The organism is Pseudomonas sp. LB3P25 (assembly GCF_054897985.1).
Genome location: NZ_CM142711.1, coordinates 5174284 through 5194467, shown reverse-complemented (window position 1 = coordinate 5194467; position 20184 = coordinate 5174284). Strand labels below are relative to the sequence as shown.

The following is a 20184-nucleotide window of genomic DNA, read 5'->3' as shown; positions in this document are numbered from 1 at the left end:
GAATTACTCTGCGGTATGAGCGTCGGTGGCGCAGGCGGGTTTGCCAGCAGCGTATTTAAGACTGGGGTCAACCAGCGCATCGAAGCGTTTCAGTGCTTCGGAGCCGATCAACAGCGGGTATTGGAAGGCGCTGCGGTCGGTCAAGTTCACTTCGATACTGCGCAAAGCCGAACCCATGCAGATATCCAGCTCGATCACCGGACGGGCGGTGTACTTCTTGCCTGCTTCCGGGTCGTAGTCACCCGCCCGGCGCTTGATCTTGCTGACCCGGGCCAATGGCCGTTCAATCGGGTGCGAGTGCGCAGCGTCGATCGCCAGATAAAAGCGCACCCAGGATTCGCCATTGCGTTTGAAGCGTTTGATGTCACGGGCGCTCAGGGAAGCGGTTTTCGCCCCGGTGTCGAGTTTGGCGGCGACTTCCAGGTCGATGCCGTCCAGGGAGGCGTACTCGTTGAGGCCGTACACGGTCTTTTCCCCCGCCACGGCGAAACCGGGCAGGCAAAGAAGATAAAGGAAGGTGGGGAAGGGCTTGAGTCTCATAAATCCTGGTGCGCAGCGGTCCGTCTTCGATTCAAGGCCCTGGCATCGCTGCGCAAGCTCCCTCGTATGCCTATCAGCTGTTTATGACAAGCAGTGCAGATGTCACAAACAAATGCGGCCGGCATTCTAGCACGGTGGGTTTATGGCGCCAGCGCCGGGGGGCGGCTATAAACAGAGGGGGCTGCCTCGTTAAGGTGCAGTCGGTTATTAGACGATTGTCGACAATACCTATTTATCCTTTGACTAAAAGGTCTGTATTCGCTAGTTTTTGCGGCATCAGCTTTCAAGGTGTCGACAATATGCTGGATCAACTCGATCCCCCGGTCATTGCCCAAGACGATTCAGAGACACTTTCCGAGAACGTCTTCCGGCGCATTCAGGCGGCCATTGTCAAGGGCGAAATCGCCCCGGGCAGCAAGATCTCCGAGCCGGAACTGGCGCGCACCTATGGCATCAGCCGCGGGCCGCTGCGTGAGGCGATCCACCGTCTGGAAGGCCAGCGCCTGCTGGTTCGCGTGCCGCACGTCGGGGCGCGGGTGGTTTCGTTGAGCCATGCCGAGCTGCTGGAACTCTACGAAATCCGCGAATCCCTCGAAGGTATGGCCTGCCGTCTGGCGGCCGAGCGCATGACCGTCGAAGAAATCGACGAACTGCGCCGGGTCCTCGAAACCCATGAGCGCGATGCGGCGTTTCAGGCCGGTGTCGGCTACTACCAGCAGGAAGGCGATTTCGACTTCCATTACCGAATCATCCAGGGCAGCGGCAACCGCACCCTGACGCAGATGCTCTGCGGCGAGCTCTATCAACTGGTGCGCATGTACCGCATCCAGTTTTCCACCACGCCCAATCGCCCGCGTCAGGCCTTTGCCGAGCACCACCGAATTCTCGACGCCATCGCCGACCGTGACGGTGAACTGGCCGAGTTGTTGATGCGCCGTCACATCGGCGCCTCCAAACGCAATATCGCCCGTCACTACAAGGACGGCGCTAACCCGACAGCCACTGAACGAGGTGAGTCATGAGTTCCAACAAGAGCACTCCAGGCCAGCGTTTCCGCGATGCGGTCGCCAGCGAACATCCGCTGCAAGTCGTCGGCGCGATCAACGCCAACCACGCGCTGCTGGCCAAACGCGCCGGTTTCAAGGCTATTTATCTGTCGGGTGGCGGGGTGGCTGCCGGCTCCCTCGGCGTGCCGGACCTGGGCATCACCGGCCTGGATGACGTGCTGACCGACGTGCGTCGCATCACTGATGTCTGCGACCTGCCGCTGTTGGTGGACGTGGACACCGGGTTCGGTTCCTCGGCGTTCAACGTCGCGCGTACCGTCAAGTCGATGATCAAGTTCGGCGCGGCGGCGATTCACATCGAAGACCAGGTCGGCGCCAAGCGCTGCGGTCACCGTCCTAATAAAGAGATCGTGTCCCTGCAGGAAATGGTCGATCGCATCAAAGCCGCCGTCGATGCCCGCACCGATGACAGCTTCGTGATCATGGCCCGCACTGACGCCCTGGCAGTGGAAGGTCTGGAATCCGCGCTGGATCGCGCCGCCGCGTGCATCGAAGCCGGCGCCGATATGATCTTCCCGGAAGCCATCACCGAACTGGACATGTACAAGCTGTTCGCCAGCCGCGTGAAAGCGCCGATCCTGGCCAACATCACCGAATTCGGCGCGACGCCGCTGTACACCACCGAGCAACTCGCCGCTGCCGACGTGTCGCTGGTGCTGTACCCGCTGTCGGCCTTTCGCGCCATGAACAAGGCGGCGGAAAACGTCTACACAGCGATCCGCCGCGACGGCACGCAACAGAACGTCATCGACACCATGCAGACCCGCATGGAGCTTTACGATCGCATCGACTACCACACCTTCGAGCAAAAGCTCGATGCGTTGTTCGCCGCGAAGAAGTAACGAGGTTTCTGTAGCAGCTGCCGAGCAGCGCGAGGCTGCGTTCGAGGCCGAAGGACTCGCCAAGCCTGGCGATCGCGTAAGCAGGATTTACGACTGCTTCGCAGCCGAACGCAGCCTCGCGCTGCTCGACAGCTGCTACGAGCGAACGCAGCCTCGCGCTGCTCGACAGCTGCTACGAGCGAACGCAGCCTCGCGCTGCTCGACAGCTGCTACGAGCGGACGCAGCCTCGCAGGCTCGGCAGCTGCTACGAAAAAAAGATAACCGTGTAGAAATTGCAGATTCCCTAACAAATTCAAGATTGGAGACAGCAATGGCCGAAGCAAAAGTACTCAGTGGCGCCGGGCTCCGTGGCCAGGTTGCCGGGCAAACCGCACTGTCCACCGTGGGCCAGTCGGGCGCAGGCCTGACCTATCGCGGCTACGACGTTCGCGAACTGGCGGCTGACGCACAATTCGAAGAAGTGGCCTACCTGCTGCTTTACGGCGAACTGCCGACCCAAACACAACTCGCCGCTTACATCAGCAAACTGGGCAAGCTGCGCGACCTGCCGCAAGCGCTGAAAGAAGTGCTGGAACGCATTCCCGCCGACGCCCACCCGATGGACGTGATGCGCACCGGTTGCTCGTTCCTGGGCAACATCGAGCCGGAGAAAGACTTCAGCGAACAACACGACGTGACCGACCGCCTGCTGGCCGCGTTCCCGGCGATCATGTGCTACTGGTATCGCTTCAGCCACGACGGCAAGCGCATCAGCTGCGTCAGCGACGAGCAATCCATCGGCGGCCACTTCCTGCACCTGCTGCACGACAAGAAGCCGAGCGAGTTGCACGTCAAAGTGATGAACGTTTCGCTGATCCTCTACGCGGAACACGAATTCAACGCCTCGACCTTCACCGCACGGGTGTGCGCCTCGACCCTGTCGGACATGTATTCCTGCGTCACGGCGGCCATTGGCTCCCTGCGCGGTCCGCTGCACGGCGGCGCCAACGAAGCGGCGATGGAAATGATCGAACGTTTCAGCTCGCCGGAAGAGGCGATCAAAGGCACCCTCGGCATGCTCGAGCGCAAGGACAAGATCATGGGCTTCGGCCACGCGATCTATAAGGACAACGATCCGCGCAACGAGGTGATCAAGGGCTGGTCGAAAAAACTTGCCGATGAAGTGGGTGACACTGTGCTGTTCCCGGTTTCCGAGGCCATCGACAAGACCATGTGGGAGCAGAAGAAGCTGTTCCCGAACGCCGACTTCTACCATGCATCGACGTACCACTTCATGGGCATACCGACCAAGTTGTTCACACCGATTTTCGTCTGCTCGCGCCTGACCGGCTGGGCGGCGCACGTGTTCGAACAACGTGCCAACAACCGCATCATCCGTCCGAGCGCCGAGTACGTCGGCGTCGAACAGCGCAAGTTCGTGCCAATCGAACAACGCTGAATGGTGGGCTGACCCGGAGCAGGAGAACACCGCTAAACCCTTGTGGGAGCGAGCCTGCTCGCGATGACGGACTGACATTCAACATTGATGTCGACTGATGTACCGCTATCGCGAGCAGGCTCGCTCCCACAGTGGGGCGGTGTGAATCTTAAATCTGCTATCTGACCCACCTCATGAAACTACCGTGACCGAGTCCTGACGATGAACACTGAATTCCGTAAACCGCTGCCCGGCAGCCATCTGGATTACTTCGACGTCCGCGCGGCTGTCGAGGCTATCCAGCCCGGCGCCTACGACACCCTGCCGTACACCTCCCGCGTGCTGGCGGAAAACCTGGTGCGTCGCTGCGACCCGGCCACGCTCACCGAATCCCTGAAGCAATTCATCGAGCGCAAACGCGACCTCGATTTCCCGTGGTTCCCGGCCCGTGTGGTGTGCCACGACATTCTCGGCCAGACCGCGCTGGTCGACCTCGCCGGCCTGCGTGACGCCATCGCCCTGCAAGGTGGCGATCCGGCGCAAGTGAACCCGGTGGTGCCGACGCAATTGATCGTCGACCACTCCCTGGCCGTCGAGCGCGGTGGTTTCGATCCGGAGGCGTTCGAGAAGAACCGCGCCATCGAAGACCGTCGCAACGAAGACCGTTTCCACTTCATCAACTGGACCAAAAAGGCTTTCAAGAACGTTGATGTGATTCCACCGGGCAACGGGATCATGCACCAGATCAACCTGGAGAAAATGTCTCCGGTGATTCAGGTGCGCGACGGCGTGGCGTTCCCCGACACCTGCGTCGGTACCGACAGTCACACCCCGCACGTCGATGCGCTGGGCGTGATCGCCATCGGTGTCGGTGGTCTGGAAGCTGAAAGTGTGATGCTTGGCCGCGCGTCGTGGATGCGTCTGCCGGAAAGTGTCGGCGTCGAATTGACCGGCAAGCTGCAACCGGGCATCACCGCCACCGACATGGTGCTGGCGCTGACCGAGTTCCTGCGTCAGCAAAAAGTGGTCGGCGCGTGGCTGGAGTTCTTCGGCGAAGGCGCCTCCGCGCTGACCCTGGGCGACCGCGCGACCATTTCCAACATGGCCCCGGAATACGGCGCCACCGCAGCGATGTTCTACATCGACCAGCAGACCATCGACTACTTGAAACTCACTGGCCGTGAAGACGAGCAGGTGCAATTGGTCGAGAACTATGCGAAGACCACAGGTCTGTGGGCTGACAGCTTGAAGAATGCGCAATACGAACGTGGGTTGAGCTTCGACCTGTCCTCGGTGGTGCGAAACATGGCCGGCCCGAGCAACCCGCACGCTCGCGTTGCGACCTCGGACCTCGCCGCCCAAGGCATTTCCGGCCAGTGGACCGAAGTGCCCGGCCAGATGCCGGACGGCGCGGTGATCATCGCGGCCATCACCAGTTGCACCAACACCAGCAACCCGCGCAACGTCATTGCCGCCGGCCTGCTGGCGCGCAATGCCAACAAGCTCGGGTTGACCCGCAAACCTTGGGTCAAGTCGTCCTTGGCGCCGGGTTCGAAAACCGTGGCGCTGTACCTCGACGAGGCCGGCCTGACCACCGAACTGGAGCAACTCGGCTTCGGCATCGTCGCCTTCGCCTGCACCACCTGCAACGGCATGTCCGGCGCGCTGGACCCGGTGATTCAGCAAGAGATCATCGACCGCGACCTGTACGCCACGGCCGTGCTGTCCGGCAACCGCAACTTCGACGGCCGGATCCACCCGTACGCCAAGAATGCGTTCCTGGCTTCACCGCCGTTGGTGGTCGCTTACGCAATCGCCGGCACCATCCGTTTCGACATCGAAAAAGATGTGCTGGGCCTGGACGCCGAGGGCAAGGAAATCCGCCTGAAAGACATCTGGCCGAGCGACGAAGAGATCGACGCGGTGGTCAAGGCGTCGGTCAAACCTGAGCAGTTCCGTCAAGTCTACATTCCGATGTTCGCCATCCATGAAGACACCGGTCCGAAAGTGACGCCGTTGTACGACTGGCGCGAGATGAGCACCTACATCCGTCGTCCGCCGTACTGGGAAGGCGCGCTGGCCGGGGCGCGTCCGCTCAAGGGCATGCGCCCGCTGGCAGTGCTGCCGGACAACATCACCACCGATCACCTGTCGCCGTCGAACGCGATCATGCTCGACAGCGCCGCCGGCGAATACCTGGCGAAAATGGGCCTGCCGGAAGAGGACTTCAACTCTTACGCAACCCACCGCGGTGATCACCTGACCGCGCAACGCGCCACCTTCGCCAACCCGAAACTGTTCAATGAAATGGTTCAGGAAAACGGCAAGGTCAAACAGGGTTCGCTGGCGCGTGTCGAGCCGGAAGGCAAAGTGATGCGCATGTGGGAAGCCATCGAAACCTACATGGAGCGCAAGCAGCCGCTGATCATCATCGCCGGCGCTGATTACGGTCAGGGTTCGTCCCGCGACTGGGCGGCGAAGGGCGTGCGTCTGGCCGGTGTTGAAGCGATTGCCGCTGAAGGTTTCGAGCGCATTCACCGCACCAACCTGGTGGGCATGGGCGTGTTGCCGCTGGAGTTCAAACCGGGCACCGACCGTCACACGCTGAACATCGACGGTAGCGAAACCTACGACGTAATCGGTGAGCGTACCCCGCGTGCCGAACTGACGCTGGTGATCAACCGCAAGAACGGCGAACGCGTCGAAGTGCCGGTGACCTGCCGCCTCGACACCGCCGAAGAAGTGTCGATCTACGAGGCGGGCGGCGTGTTGCAACGTTTCGCTCAGGACTTCCTCGAAGAGTCGGCGGTCGCCGTTTAACACGATGAGTTCGGGCGGGGCCATGCGGTCCCGCTCGATCCTAAAAGGAACATCATGGCTCACGCACCTCAAATCAAAATCCCCGCCACCTACATGCGTGGCGGCACCAGCAAAGGCGTGTTCTTCAGCCTGCAAGACCTGCCCGAAGCGGCACAGGCTCCCGGCCCGGCTCGCGATGCCTTGTTGCTGCGGGTGATTGGCAGCCCCGACCCGTACGACAAGCAAATCGACGGCATGGGCGGCGCGACCTCCAGCACCAGCAAAACCGTGATCCTGTCGAAAAGCATCAAGGCCGATCACGACGTCGACTATCTATTCGGTCAGGTCTCCATCGACAAGCCTTTCGTCGATTGGAGCGGCAACTGCGGCAACCTGTCGGCGGCGGTCGGTTCGTTCGCCATCAGCAATGGTTTGGTGGATGCCAGCCGCATCCCGCAGAACGGCATTGCCGTGGTGCGTGTGTGGCAGGCCAACATCGGCAAGACCATCATCGCCCACGTGCCGATCACCAACGGTGAAGTGCAGGAAACCGGCGATTTCGAACTCGACGGCGTGACCTTTCCGGCGGCTGAAGTGCAGGTCGAATTCATGGACCCGGCGGCGGAAGAAGAGGGTGGCGGTGGTTCGATGTTCCCTACCGGGAATCTGGTGGACGATCTGGAAGTGCCGGGTGTCGGGACTTTCAAGGCGACCATGATCAATGCCGGTATTCCGACGATTTTCGTCAATGCCGAAGACATCGGTTACACCGGCACTGAGCTGCAAGGCGCGATCAACAGTGATCCGAAAGCGTTGCTGATGTTTGAAACCATTCGGGCTTACGGTGCGCTGCGCATGGGCCTGATCAAGGATCTGGACGAAGCGGCCAAGCGTCAGCACACGCCTAAGGTTGCTTTTGTGGCCAAGCCTGCGGACTACGTTGCTTCGAGTGGTAAAGCGATTGCGGCGGGCGATGTCGATCTGCTGGTGCGCGCGTTGTCGATGGGCAAGTTGCACCACGCGATGATGGGCACGGCGGCGGTGGCTATTGGCACGGCAGCGGCGATTTCCGGCACGTTGGTGAACCTCGCAGCGGGCGGTGTCGAACGCAATGCTGTGCGCTTTGGGCATCCGTCCGGCACGTTGCGCGTGGGTGCTGAAGCCAGTCAGGTCAACGGTGAATGGACTGTGAACAAAGCGATCATGAGTCGCAGTGCGCGGGTGTTGATGGAAGGTTACGTCCGTGTGCCGGGTGATTCGTTCTGATCTGAAATCCACCCCTCACCCCAACCCTCTCCCCAGAGGGGAGAGGGGGCTGACCGAGGTGTAATTCGATGTGCTGCGACCTGCAATTCCGAGTCGAACTCAGGCTTTGAAAAGCATGAAGATCTGCCCCCTTTCCCCCTCTCCCCACTGGGGAGAGGGTTGGGGTGAGGGGTGGATCCAACTGAACAAATACACATCAAGCAGGCACCCCAGACCTGCAAATATCAAAACCAAACCTGCCCCTGAGGAAGAACACCACCACTCAACAATCCCGAACTGGAGTGAATCGAACATGAGCGCCAACGTCGACCTGAACAACCGCCCCGACTACGACAGGGTCCTGCAAGACATTGCCGATTACGTCCTGACCTACAAAATCGAGTCCAAGGAAGCGTTGGACACCGCCCGCAACTGCCTGATGGACACGTTGGGCTGCGGCCTGCTGGCCCTGCGCTTCCCCGAATGCACCAAACACCTCGGCCCCATGGTGGAAGGCACTGTCGTCCCGTTTGGCGCTCGCGTCCCCGGCACCAGTTATCGCCTCGACCCGGTCAAGGCGGCGTGGGACATCGGTTGCATCGTCCGCTGGCTCGACTACAACGACACTTGGCTCGCGGCCGAGTGGGGCCATCCGTCCGATAACCTCGGCGGCATTCTCGCGGTGGCGGACCACTTGTCGCAAAAACGCCTCGCCAATGGCGATGCGCCGCTGACCGTTCGCGTGGTACTCGAAGCCATGATCATGGCTCACGAAATCCAGGGCGTGATCGCGCTGGAAAACTCATTCAATCGCGTAGGCCTTGATCACGTCATCCTGGTGAAAGTCGCCTCGACCGCTGTGACCGCCAAGCTGATGGGCGCCAATCGTGAGCAGTTGTTGTCCGCGTTGTCCCATGCGTTCGCCGATGGTCAGGCGCTGCGCACTTACCGTCATGCGCCGAATGCCGGGTCGCGTAAATCCTGGGCCGCAGGCGACGCGTCCAGTCGCGGCGTGCGGCTTGCGGACATCGCGATGCGTGGCGAAATGGGCATCCCCGGCGTACTGACCGCGAAACAATGGGGCTTCTACGACGTGCTGTTCAGCCACACCAACAACGACCTGGCGCTCAAGCCCGAAGACAAACGCGCGTTCAGCTTCTCCCGGCCGTACGGCAGCTACGTGATGGAAAACGTGCTGTTCAAAATCAGCTTCCCGGCCGAGTTCCACGCGCAAACGGCCTGCGAAGCGGCAGTGACGTTGCATCCGCAAATCAGAAATCGCCTGCACGAAATCGACAAAATCGTCATCACTACCCACGAATCGGCGATCCGTATCATCTCCAAGGTCGGCCCGCTGGCCAACGCTGCGGACCGTGACCATTGCATTCAGTACATGACCGCCGTGCCGCTGGCGTTCGGCAATCTGGTGGCCGAGCAGTACGAGGACGACTTCCACGCGGCGCATCCGATCATCGACGTGCTGCGCGAAAAAATGGTCATCGTCGAAGACCCGCGCTACACCCGCGAATACCTGGAGGCCGACAAGCGCTCCATCGCCAATGCGATACAGGTGTTCTTCAAGGATGGCTCCAGCACCGAGAACGTGTTGGTGGAGTACCCGATCGGCCATCGCCGTCGCCGCACCGACGGCATTCCGCTGCTGGAAGACAAGTTCAAGGCCAACCTGGCGACCCGCTTCAACGCCCAGCGCAGCGCCGAGATTTTTGCGTTGTGCAAGGATCAGGCTGCGCTCGAGGCCACCCCGGTCAACCGCTTCGTCGACTTGTTCATCATTTGATCGGATAAACGCGGTCCCGCGTAGGAGCTGCCGAAGGCTGCGATCTTTTGATCTTGTCTTTAAAAGAAAAATCAAAAGATCGCAGCCTTCGGCAGCTCCTACAGGGTCCGTATCAGCCATTTTTCGATGGGCAATCACCGATTCCGGGAGCCGTGGCGGGCCTCGCAGATTGCAGAGGCGCTCAAGGATAATAATTATCTGATCGCCACCGCCGAGGCGTTTGCGGTCGGGCGTGGGGCGGTGCCGCAGTTCATCAGGGCGAGTGTTTGTCATTCGGCGGGGGATGAACGGTTGTTGCTTCAAGGGTTTGAGGCGTTGGCGGCGGCATTGGCTGAGGCCGAGTAATCGTTCTTCGCGAGCAGGCTCGCTCCCACATTAGACCGAGTAGCGGCAAAGGTACGCGGTCTGGTGTGGGAGCGAGCCTGCTCGCGAAGGCGGCCTGACAGGCGCTAAAGAACTATTTGAACCGCCGCTCCACGCCTTTCTCCACCAAAATCTTCGCCGAAATCTCTTCCACCGAAAAATGCGTGGAATTGATGTGCGGAATGTTCTCGCGGCGGAACAGATTCTCCACCTCACGCACTTCGAATTCGCACTGGGCGTAGCTCGAATAGCGGCTGTTGGGCTTGCGCTCGTTGCGGATCGCGGTGAGGCGGTCCGGGTCGATAGTCAGGCCGAACAGTTTGTGCTGGTGGGCACGCAGGGTGCCTGGCAGTTGCAGGCGCTCCATGTCGTCTTCGGTCAGCGGGTAGTTGGCCGCGCGGATGCCGAATTGCATGGCCATGTACAGGCACGTCGGCGTCTTACCACAACGCGACACGCCCACTAGGATCAGGTCCGCCTTGTCGTAATAATGCGTGCGCGCACCGTCGTCGTTGTCGAGCGCGAAGTTCACCGCCTCGATCCGCTCCATGTAATTGGAGTTGCTGCCAATCGAGTGGGACTTGCCGACAGTGTAGGAAGAATGCTCGGTCAATTCCTGTTCAAGAGGCGCCAGAAAGGTCGAGAAAATGTCGATCATGAAACCATTGGACGTTGCGAGGATCTCACGGATGTCCTGATTGACAATGGTGTCGAAGATGATCGGCCGAAAGCCGTCGGTTTCGGCGGCTTTGTTGATTTGTTGTACCATGGCCCGCGCTTTATCCACGTTGTCGATGTAGGGCCGCGTGAATTTGCTGAAGGTAATGTTTTCGAACTGCGCCAGGAGGCTTTGGCCGAGGGTCTCGGCTGTGATGCCGGTGCCATCGGAGATAAAGAAAGCAGATCGTTTCATTTGCACCTTGGGCCTTAAGCTAGTGACGAATCTTGGATATGATAGGCGCGATTTGCCGGCCGCCAGTGGCCCGCATTCTCACTTATTTTCCAGGTCCAGGCCATACAGCCGGCAAACGCTCCTTTGAGCCGCCGGCTTCTGAGCTTTTCCAACACAGTTAGTGGAGAGATCACCTTGGTAGAGTACGTAGTTTCCCTCGATAAGCTCGGCGTCCATGATGTAGAGCATGTGGGGGGCAAGAACGCATCCCTGGGCGAGATGATCAGTAACCTTGCAGGTGCCGGTGTATCGGTGCCCGGTGGCTTCGCCACGACAGCTCAGGCTTATCGTGATTTTCTCGAGCTGAGCGGCCTGAACGATCAGATCCACGCCGCCCTCGACGCCCTGGACGTCGACGATGTCAATGCCCTGGCCAAGACCGGCGCCCAGATCCGTCAATGGATCATGGAAGCCGAATTCCCCGAGAAGCTCAACGCCGAGATCCGTACCGCGTTCGCCACGCTGTCGGCCGGCAACCCTGACATGGCCGTGGCCGTGCGCTCTTCCGCTACCGCCGAAGACCTGCCGGACGCTTCCTTCGCCGGTCAGCAGGAAACCTTCCTGAACATCCGTGGTGTCGAAAACGTTATTCGCGCCGCCAAAGAGGTGTTCGCTTCGCTGTTCAACGACCGCGCGATTTCCTACCGCGTCCACCAGGGCTTCGACCACAAGCTGGTTGCCCTGTCGGCCGGCGTGCAGCGCATGGTCCGCTCCGAAACCGGCACCGCCGGCGTGATGTTCACCCTCGATACCGAATCGGGCTTCCGTGACGTGGTGTTCATCACCGGCGCCTACGGCCTGGGTGAAACCGTCGTACAAGGCGCGGTGAACCCGGATGAGTTCTACGTCCACAAAGGCACGCTGGCAGCCGGTCGTCCGGCCATCCTGCGTCGCAACCTGGGCAGCAAAGCCATCAAGATGATCTACGGCGAAGTGGCCACGGCTGGTAAATCGGTCAAGACCATCGACGTGGACAAGGCTGATCGCGCACGTTTCTGCCTGAGCGACGCCGAAGTCAGCGAGCTGGCCAAGCAAGCGATGATCATCGAGAAGCACTACAAGTGTCCGATGGACATCGAATGGGCCAAAGACGGCGACGACGGCAAGCTCTACATCGTTCAGGCCCGTCCTGAAACCGTGAAGAGCCGTACCTCGGCCAACGTCATGGAACGCTACCTGTTGAAAGAAACCGGCACCGTGCTGGTGGAAGGTCGCGCCATCGGCCAGCGCATCGGCGCCGGCAAGGTGCGGATCATCAAGGACGTGTCCGAGATGGACAAAGTCCAGCCAGGTGACGTTCTGGTCTCCGACATGACTGACCCGGACTGGGAACCGGTCATGAAGCGCGCCAGCGCCATTGTTACCAACCGTGGCGGTCGTACCTGTCACGCGGCGATCATCGCTCGCGAGCTGGGCATTCCAGCCGTGGTCGGTTGCGGCAATGCCACCCAGTTGTTGAAAGACGGCCAGGGCGTCACCGTTTCCTGCGCTGAAGGCGACACCGGTTACATTTTCGAAGGCGAACTGGGCTTCGACATCAAGAAAAACTCCGTGGACGCCATGCCTGATCTGCCGTTCAAGATCATGATGAACGTCGGCAACCCGGACCGCGCCTTCGACTTCGCGCAGCTGCCGAACGCCGGTGTGGGCCTGGCCCGTCTGGAGTTCATCATCAACCGCATGATCGGTGTCCACCCCAAAGCGCTGTTGAACTACGACGGTCTGCCGCAGGACATCAAGGACAGCGTCGACAAGCGCATCGCTGGCTACAACGATCCGGTCGGTTTCTATGTTGAGAAGCTGGTTGAAGGCATCAGCACCCTGGCCGCTGCGTTCACGCCGAAAAAGGTCATCGTGCGTCTGTCGGACTTCAAGTCCAACGAATACGCGAACCTGATCGGCGGCAAGCTCTACGAGCCGGAAGAAGAGAACCCGATGCTGGGCTTCCGTGGCGCCTCGCGTTACATCAGCGAAGCGTTCCGTGACTGCTTCGAACTCGAATGCCGTGCCATCAAGCGCGTGCGCAACGAGATGGGCCTGACCAATGTCGAAATCATGGTGCCATTCGTCCGTACCCTGGGCGAAGCGAGCCAGGTGATCGATCTGTTGGCCGAAAACGGCCTGGCCCGCGGCGAGAACGGTCTACGCATCATCATGATGTGCGAGCTTCCTTCTAACGCGATCCTCGCTGAAGAATTCCTCGAGTTCTTCGACGGTTTCTCCATCGGCTCCAACGACCTGACCCAGCTGACCCTGGGCCTGGACCGTGACTCCGGGATCATCGCTCACCTGTTCGACGAGCGTAATCCGGCGGTCAAGAAGTTGCTGGCCAACGCGATTCAGGCCTGCAACAAGGCTGGCAAGTACATCGGCATTTGCGGTCAGGGCCCTTCGGACCACCCTGATCTGGCCAAATGGCTGATGGAGCAGGGCATCGAAAGCGTTTCGTTGAACCCCGATTCCGTGCTGGAAACCTGGTTCTTCCTGGCTGAAGGTCAAGCTCCGGCTTGATGGTGTGAACGGGCCGCTCTTTGTGGGAGCGAGCCTGCTCGCGATGGTCGTAAACGATAACGCGTATTTGCTGGATAAACGCGTTGTTCTGGCGTCCATCGCGAGCAGGCTCGCTCCCACACTGGCCGGTTCTTTTAGGTATTAAGTAGGGCGGGCTCCTCTGGACGCCGCCCTTTTTTGTGCAAGAGCATTATGCAAAGCAGCAGCAACCTATTTCCTGTCGCCCTGATCAGCGCCGAGCGGCGCGGCGATCTGAGCGAAGACGTCTATCGTCTGAAACCCGGCAACAGCCCTGACGGCACCGTCGAGCTGGCTGTGACGCGCCTCGGCATGGCCGACGAGCCGGCCGTGCGTGGCGTGCCGGTGATTCTGTTGCACGGCAGTTTTTCCAATCGACGGTTCTGGTTTTCCCCCAAAGGTTTGGGGCTGGGTGCGTACCTGACGCGTTTGGGGTTCGATGTGTGGATCCCGGAAATGCGCGGTCATGGCCTGTCTCAGCGCAACCAGAACTACCGCAAGAACCGCGTCGCCGATTACGCCCGTTACGATTTGCCGGCCATTGGTGCGTTCGTGCGTGAGCAAAGCGGCCAGATCCCGCACTGGATCGGTCACTCGCTGGGCGGGATTACCCTTGCGGCAGCGCTGGGTGGTGAGTACATCGGCGAGCCGGTCGTGGCTTCCGCGGCGTTTTTTGGTACGCAGGTCAGTCGCACCTACTGGCCGTTGAAAATTCCGCCGGTGGAGTGGAGTGGACGTTTCATCCTTAAACGCTTTGCCCAGCTGTCCGGTTCACGGCTCAAGCGCGGCCCGGAGGACGAGCCGATTGGCCTGGCCCTGGAAAGTATGCGCTGGTATGGCCTGTTCGGGCGCTTCGGCGATGCCGATAAGGATTGGTGGGCCGGGTTGGCCGAGGTTCAGTTGCCGGTATTGGCCGTGAGCGCAGTGGGCGATCATCAGGACCCGACCTGGGCCTGTCGCAAATTGTTTGATCAGGTGGGTTGCGAACATAAGCAATTCATCAACCTGGGTCGCGAGCAGGGCTTTGGCGATAATTTCGGTCATGTGGAAATGCTCGTCAGCAAAGCCGCCCAGACTGAAGTCTGGCCGTTGGTGGCGCGCTGGTTGGCAGATCAGCAGACGCCATTGCTGGGTGAAAAGCCGGATCTGGCCTCCGCGGTCTGAGCCTGATGCTCTAACAAGGGCATTTCGCTCTGTTCGGCTTGCGGCTAAGATATGACGCATTGTGCTGTTCTGGTCATTTTCGGTTGCTGAACTATCAGTGATGTTCGTGCTGTCTTCCTCTTTACAGGAGTTTCTCGATGAACCATTACCTCACGCCTGACCTGTGCGACGCCTATCCGGAACTGGTGCAGGTGCTGGAACCGATGTTCAGCAATTTCGGCGGTCGAGATTCCTTCGGCGGCGAAATCGTGACCATCAAGTGCTTCGAAGACAACTCGCGGGTCAAGGAGCAGGTCGAGCTCAAGGGTAATGGCAAGGTGCTGGTGGTCGATGGTGGCGGTTCGCTGCGTCATGCGTTGCTGGGTGACATGCTGGCCGAGAAAGCCGCGAAAAACGGTTGGGAAGGGCTGGTGATCTACGGTTGCATCCGCGACGTCGATATCATCGCGCAGACCGATCTGGGCGTTCAGGCCCTCGCCAGCCACCCGAGGAAATCCGACAGGCGCGGTGTCGGCGATCTCAACGTTGCCGTGACCTTTGCTGGTGTGACGTTCCATCCAGGTCACTACATCTATGCGGACAATAACGGCGTAATTATCTCGCCTAGCCCGCTTGCGATGCCTGAATAAAGCGCTGCACCAACAAAGGGGTGAGGATGTTCGAGGAAGAAAACGCGCAGTGGGGGCTGGTACATGCCCTGGTGCTGGACGGTAAAGGCGGTGCGCGTTCGATAGCCCGGACTGAACTCGATGACTTGCAGCTGCAGGCCCATGAAAGCCTGTGGTTGCACTGGGATCGCAGTCACCCGCAAACCCAGACCTGGTTACGAAAATCCAGCGGTCTGAGCGAATTCAGTTGTGACCTTTTGCTCGAAGAAAACACCCGACCGCGTCTCTTACAGCTTTCCGACAGCGAACTGCTGCTATTTTTGCGTGGGGTCAACCTGAACCCGGGCGCCGAGCCGGAAGACATGGTCTCGGTGCGGATTTTCGCGTCGGCCCAACGGGTTATTTCTCTGCGTTTGCGTCCGTTGCGCGCCACCGATGAGTTGCTGGTGCAGCTCACCGAAGGCAAAGGACCGAAAACGGCGTCAGAACTCATCCTTTATATGGCGCAATACCTCACCAACAAGGTGCAGGATCTGGTCAGTTGCCTCTCGGAAGTGGTCGATGAGGAAGAAGAAAAGCTGGATGCCGACGAACGGTATACCCCCGAGCACGGAGCCGTTTTGCAGATCCGTCGCAGGGCCGCTGCACTGAAACGTTTCCTTGCTCCACAACGGGATATTTTCGGTCAGCTGACACGGATAAAACTGCCCTGGTTCGTCGAAGACGATGGCGATTACTGGAACGAATTGAACAACAGCCTGACCCGGTATCTCGAGGAGCTGGAATTGACCCGGGAGCGGGTGGGGTTGGTCCTCGAGGCCGAAGATAGACGTTTGAGCGTGCGCATGAACCGCACGATGTACCGTTTCGGAATCATCACCGGGATCTTTTTGCCGATGAGTTTTCTGACGGGTCTTTTGGGTATCAATGTCGGCGGGATTCCGTTCTCTGCAAGCCCCTATGGCTTCCTGATTGCCTGCCTGATGATGGTCTCGGTGGCGGTGGGGCAGTGGTGGTTATTCCGACGTTTGCGCTGGGTCTGAGGGTGAGCCATGTGACCCGACCAAATTTGATCGCGTCTTTCACAGACATCACGAGAGGTGCGTATGCACGATCCGTTTGAACAGTCTTTACGTGACATGCTCAATGCATCACCGTCCACCCGGGACGACGATGCGTGCCTTGGGCGTGTACTGAAAACCGCCAACCGCCAGGTCGGCGCCGGTGATCTGTTCAGCCTGCTGGGCCGCTGGCTGCCCGCGCTGATGATTGCCCTTAACAACGGCTCGGCCCACGTCTCGCCGGTATCCCGCCACCGTAAACCTACCGTTCGCACTGCTGATAAGGCTGATTGAATATGGAACTTGATCTCTGGACTCAGAGCCTCGTCACTGCAATGACTGCGTTATGGACCAAGGTTGCAAATTTCATCCCGAACCTGTTCGGCGCACTGGTTGTGCTGCTGTTGGGTTTCGTCGTGGCGAAACTTTTGGATACTTTGCTGTCCAAGTTGCTCGCCAAGCTGGGACTCGATCGCCTGATGGGCGGCACCGGTCTGACCAAATTGCTGTCCCGGGCCGGTCTTCAAGTACCGATCTCGACCTTGATCGGCAAGATTGTCTATTGGTTCGTTCTGCTGATTTTTCTGGTTTCTGCCGCAGAATCCCTTGGACTTGAGCGAGTTTCGGCTACGCTAGACATGCTTGCGCTGTATTTGCCAAAAGTATTCGGCGCCGCGCTGGTGCTGCTGGTGGGTGTATTGCTCGCGCAACTGGCCAATGGGCTGGTGCGGGGTGCGGCAGAGGGCGTAGGGCTGGATTACGCTGCGGGCCTGGGGCGAATTGCCCAGGGCCTGGTGATTATCATCAGTATTTCGGTCGCAATCAGCCAGTTGGAGGTCAAGACTGACCTGCTCAACCACGTGATTGTGATCGTATTGATTACCGTTGGTCTGGCGGTTGCGCTGGCCATGGGGTTGGGAAGCCGGGAAATTGCCGGTCAGATTCTTGCGGGAATCTATGTGCGTGAGTTGTATCAGGTTGGGCAACAAGTGCGTGTTGGCGAGGTCGAAGGCCAGATCGAAGAGATCGGCACGGTTAAAACCACATTGCTGACCGATGAGGGTGAGCTAGTCTCTCTCTCCAATCGGATTCTCCTGGAGCAGCATGTGAGTAGCCGCTAACCCGGCAAACCCTGCTAATGTATGCCGCCGCAAAATGCCCTGTAAGGGCTGCGGCGGACATTGACCTGACTGTCGGCCCGACTTGTTTTGAATAAAGCTCAATCGCTGTCCACGCGCTACGACCCCCGCGAGCTCTCTGATGAGGAGTTGGTCGCGCGCTCGCATACCGAGCTGTTTCACGTAACGCGCGCCTATGAAGAACTGATGCGGCGTTACCAGCGAACATTATTTAACGTCTGTGCACGGTATCTTGGGAACGATCGAGATGCAGACGATGTCTGTCAGGAAGTGATGTTGAAGGTGCTGTATGGCCTGAAGAACTTCGAGGGCAAATCGAAGTTCAAGACGTGGCTATATAGCATCACGTACAACGAATGCATCACGCAGTATCGGAAAGAACGGCGAAAGCGTCGCTTGATGGATGCTTTGAGTCTGGACCCCCTTGAGGAAGCGTCTGAAGAGAAGGCGCCGAAACCCGAGGAAAAGGGTGGACTCGATCGCTGGTTGGTGTATGTGAACCCGATTGACCGTGAAATTCTGGTGCTACGATTTGTCGCAGAGCTGGAGTTTCAGGAGATCGCAGACATCATGCACATGGGTTTGAGTGCAACAAAAATGCGGTACAAACGCGCTCTAGATAAATTGCGTGAGAAATTTGCAGGCATTGCTGAAACTTAGTTCGGCGCAAATATCTCTTACGTGTAGGCAAGTTCTGATAGACTTGCCGCCGAGTTGTCCCCCGGTTTGCGGGACTGCTTCACAATCACCAGATGGGGATTTAACGGATGAAACTGAAAAACACCTTGGGCTTGGCCATTGGTTCTTTGATTGCCGCCACTTCGTTCGGCGCTCTGGCACAAGGCCAAGGCGCAGTTGAAATCGAAGGCTTCGCAAAGAAAGAACAATTCGACAGCGCTCGTAACTTCAAGAACAACGGCAACCTGTTCGGTGGTTCGGTTGGTTACTTCCTGACCGACGACGTTGAACTGCGTTTGGGCTACGACGAAGTGCACAACGTGCGTTCCGACGACGGTCGTAACATCAAGGGCGCTGATACCGCTCTGGACGCTCTGTACCACTTCAACAACCCAGGCGACATGGTCCGTCCATACGTTTCTGCCGGTTTCTCGGACCAGAGCATTGGCCAGAACGGCGGTGGCGGTCGTAACCGTTCCACCTTCGCCAACGTTGGCGGCGGTGCCAAGCTGTACTTCACCGAGAACTTCTACGCCCGTGCCGGCGTTGAAGCTCAATACAACATCGACCAGGGCGACACCGAGTGGGCTCCAAGCGTCGGTATCGGTGTGAACTTCGGTGGCGGCTCCAAGCCTGCCGCTGCTCCAGTTCAAGCACCAGCTGAAGTCTGCTCCGACAGCGACAACGATGGCGTGTGCGACAACGTTGACAAGTGCCCGGACACCCCAGCCAACGTAACTGTTGACGCTGATGGCTGCCCAGCAGTTGCTGAAGTTGTTCGTGTTGAACTGGACGTGAAGTTCGACTTCGACAAGTCGGTAGTCAAGCCTAACAGCTACGGCGACATCAAAAACCTCGCTGACTTCATGAAGCAGTACCCATCCACCAGCACTACTGTTGAAGGTCACACTGACTCCGTCGGTCCTGACGCTTACAACCAGAAACTGTCCGAGCGTCGTGCAAACGCCGTTAAGCAAGTTCTGACCAACCAGTACGGTGTTGAATCGTCCCGCGTTCAGTCTGTTGGCTACGGCGAATCCCGCCCAGTTGCTGACAACAAAACTGAAGCTGGTCGCGCTGTAAACCGTCGCGTAGAAGCGCAGGTTGAAGCTCAAGCTAAGTAATTAGCTCGCAGCTCTGAAAAGCCCGGCTTAGGCCGGGCTTTTCTTTGTCTGCGATTTGGTGAAGACGGGTTGAAACAGGCGGATTCAGGCTGACCGATCGGCCGCCATCGCGGGCAAGCCATGCTCCCACAGGGATGGCGTTGCACGGGCGGCCACGGTTCCAATCACCAAAATGGCTGGGCTTTTCAGTTGGAAGTCGTAGGCATCTTCTTCCATCGCTGTCAGGTCGCTCCGACATTCCCGTTGGTGTGGCAGGGAAGCGTTTTCAATCATCGCCACCGGTGTATCCGTCGCCATTCCACCGGCGAGCAGCTGCTCACGAATCTCGCTCAGTTTTGCTACACCCATATACACCACCAGCGTCGTGCCACCTTGGGCCAGGGCTTGCCAGTTCAGGCTGCTGCCATCCTGAGTGTGGGCGGTGACCAGTGTCACGCCGCGAGCAACACCCCGCAGGGTCAACGGAATATCGCATTGCGTTGCGCCGGCAAGTCCGGCAGTGATGCCGTTGACCAGTTCCACTTCGACCCCATGTTCACGCAGCCACTGCGCCTCTTCGCCGCCCCGGCCAAAAATGCATGGGTCGCCGCCCTTGAGCCGCACCACGCATTTACCGTGGCGGGCATAACGAAGCATCAGGCGATGAATGAACGCCTGAGGCGTGGAGCGACAGCCGCCGCGTTTGCCCACGGGAATGATCCGCGCCTGCGGGCAATGCTCCAGCACCGCGTCGTTGACCAGGTCATCGATCAGTACGACATCCGCTTCTCTCAACGCTCGCACGGCTTTGAGGGTCAACAATTCCGGATCGCCAGGACCCGCACCCACCAGCCAGACTTTTGCGCTCATAGTGTTTT

At 59.2% G+C, this 20184-nt stretch carries 17 protein-coding genes and 1 pseudogene; 15 read left to right on the top strand and 3 right to left on the bottom strand.

All coding sequences use genetic code 11. The annotated features are described in order from the left end of the window. Positions 1-3: 3 nt before the first annotated feature. Positions 4-540 (bottom strand): retropepsin-like aspartic peptidase RloA, encoded by a 537-nt coding sequence (gene rloA, locus ACYZTW_RS23870; RefSeq protein WP_462002064.1) that lies wholly within the window; start codon positions 538-540, stop codon positions 4-6. 302 nt (positions 541-842) lie between these two features. On the opposite strand from rloA, the gene ACYZTW_RS23865 reads away from it, so the two are divergent. The 7 genes and pseudogenes from ACYZTW_RS23865 to ACYZTW_RS23835 form a co-directional block, all read left to right on the top strand. Then, positions 843-1562, top strand: a complete 720-nt coding sequence (locus ACYZTW_RS23865) for a GntR family transcriptional regulator (protein ID WP_462005832.1) — start codon at positions 843-845, stop codon at positions 1560-1562. Next, positions 1559-2449, top strand: coding sequence for a methylisocitrate lyase (prpB, locus tag ACYZTW_RS23860; RefSeq protein ID WP_008146328.1), 891 nt, complete (start codon positions 1559-1561; stop codon positions 2447-2449). Before ACYZTW_RS23865 ends, prpB begins: the two co-directional genes overlap by 4 nt. A gap of 311 nt (positions 2450-2760) precedes the next feature. Then, positions 2761-3888: a bifunctional 2-methylcitrate synthase/citrate synthase gene (gene prpC / locus ACYZTW_RS23855; protein ID WP_462002063.1), complete on the top strand. Its 1128-nt coding sequence runs from the start codon at positions 2761-2763 to the stop codon at positions 3886-3888. Positions 3889-4089: 201 nt separating this feature from the next. Beyond that, a complete protein-coding gene (gene acnD / locus ACYZTW_RS23850; RefSeq protein ID WP_462002062.1) occupies positions 4090-6687 on the top strand; it encodes a Fe/S-dependent 2-methylisocitrate dehydratase AcnD in 2598 nt (865 codons plus the stop codon). A 54-nt stretch (positions 6688-6741) separates the two neighbouring features. Beyond that, entirely contained in the window at positions 6742-7932 is a 1191-nt protein-coding gene (gene prpF / locus ACYZTW_RS23845; protein WP_462002061.1) for a 2-methylaconitate cis-trans isomerase PrpF, read from the top strand. A 292-nt stretch (positions 7933-8224) separates the two neighbouring features. After that, a complete protein-coding gene (prpD, locus tag ACYZTW_RS23840; RefSeq protein WP_462002060.1) occupies positions 8225-9709 on the top strand; it encodes a 2-methylcitrate dehydratase in 1485 nt (494 codons plus the stop codon). A gap of 90 nt (positions 9710-9799) precedes the next feature. Then, positions 9800-10054: pseudogene (locus ACYZTW_RS23835) on the top strand (PLP-dependent aminotransferase family protein); the annotation flags it as partial. A 112-nt stretch (positions 10055-10166) separates the two neighbouring features. Here the strand turns inward: ACYZTW_RS23835 and ppsR are convergent. Beyond that, the gene (gene ppsR, locus ACYZTW_RS23830; RefSeq protein ID WP_046053150.1) at positions 10167-10985 is read right to left on the bottom strand and encodes a posphoenolpyruvate synthetase regulatory kinase/phosphorylase PpsR; all 819 of its coding nucleotides are present in this window, start codon (positions 10983-10985) and stop codon (positions 10167-10169) included. A 174-nt stretch (positions 10986-11159) separates the two neighbouring features. Here ppsR and ppsA point away from each other — a divergent pair, with 174 nt between their 5' ends. The 8 genes from ppsA to ACYZTW_RS23790 all read left to right on the top strand — a co-directional run bounded on the left by ppsA (position 11160) and on the right by ACYZTW_RS23790 (position 19327). Then, positions 11160-13535 (top strand): phosphoenolpyruvate synthase, encoded by a 2376-nt coding sequence (gene ppsA / locus ACYZTW_RS23825; protein WP_462002059.1) that lies wholly within the window; start codon positions 11160-11162, stop codon positions 13533-13535. 192 nt (positions 13536-13727) lie between these two features. After that, positions 13728-14717, top strand: a complete 990-nt coding sequence (locus tag ACYZTW_RS23820; protein WP_462002058.1) for an alpha/beta fold hydrolase — start codon at positions 13728-13730, stop codon at positions 14715-14717. Between the two features lie 137 nt (positions 14718-14854). After that, positions 14855-15346: a ribonuclease E activity regulator RraA gene (gene rraA, locus ACYZTW_RS23815; RefSeq protein WP_462002057.1), complete on the top strand. Its 492-nt coding sequence runs from the start codon at positions 14855-14857 to the stop codon at positions 15344-15346. Between the two features lie 26 nt (positions 15347-15372). Beyond that, entirely contained in the window at positions 15373-16368 is a 996-nt protein-coding gene (locus ACYZTW_RS23810; protein WP_462002056.1) for a zinc transporter ZntB, read from the top strand. A 63-nt stretch (positions 16369-16431) separates the two neighbouring features. Continuing rightward, the gene (locus ACYZTW_RS23805) at positions 16432-16680 is read left to right on the top strand and encodes a hypothetical protein (protein ID WP_007944521.1); all 249 of its coding nucleotides are present in this window, start codon (positions 16432-16434) and stop codon (positions 16678-16680) included. A gap of 2 nt (positions 16681-16682) precedes the next feature. Then, a complete protein-coding gene (locus tag ACYZTW_RS23800) occupies positions 16683-17507 on the top strand; it encodes a mechanosensitive ion channel family protein (RefSeq protein WP_008027407.1) in 825 nt (274 codons plus the stop codon). An 87-nt stretch (positions 17508-17594) separates the two neighbouring features. After that, positions 17595-18185, top strand: a complete 591-nt coding sequence (gene sigX, locus ACYZTW_RS23795; RefSeq protein ID WP_017337463.1) for an RNA polymerase sigma factor SigX — start codon at positions 17595-17597, stop codon at positions 18183-18185. A gap of 107 nt (positions 18186-18292) precedes the next feature. After that, positions 18293-19327, top strand: coding sequence for an OmpA family protein (locus ACYZTW_RS23790; protein ID WP_462002055.1), 1035 nt, complete (start codon positions 18293-18295; stop codon positions 19325-19327). A gap of 84 nt (positions 19328-19411) precedes the next feature. Here the strand turns inward: ACYZTW_RS23790 and cobA are convergent, their stop codons facing one another. Then, positions 19412-20176: a uroporphyrinogen-III C-methyltransferase gene (cobA, locus tag ACYZTW_RS23785; RefSeq protein ID WP_462002054.1), complete on the bottom strand. Its 765-nt coding sequence runs from the start codon at positions 20174-20176 to the stop codon at positions 19412-19414. Between the last annotated feature and the right edge of the window lie 8 nt (positions 20177-20184).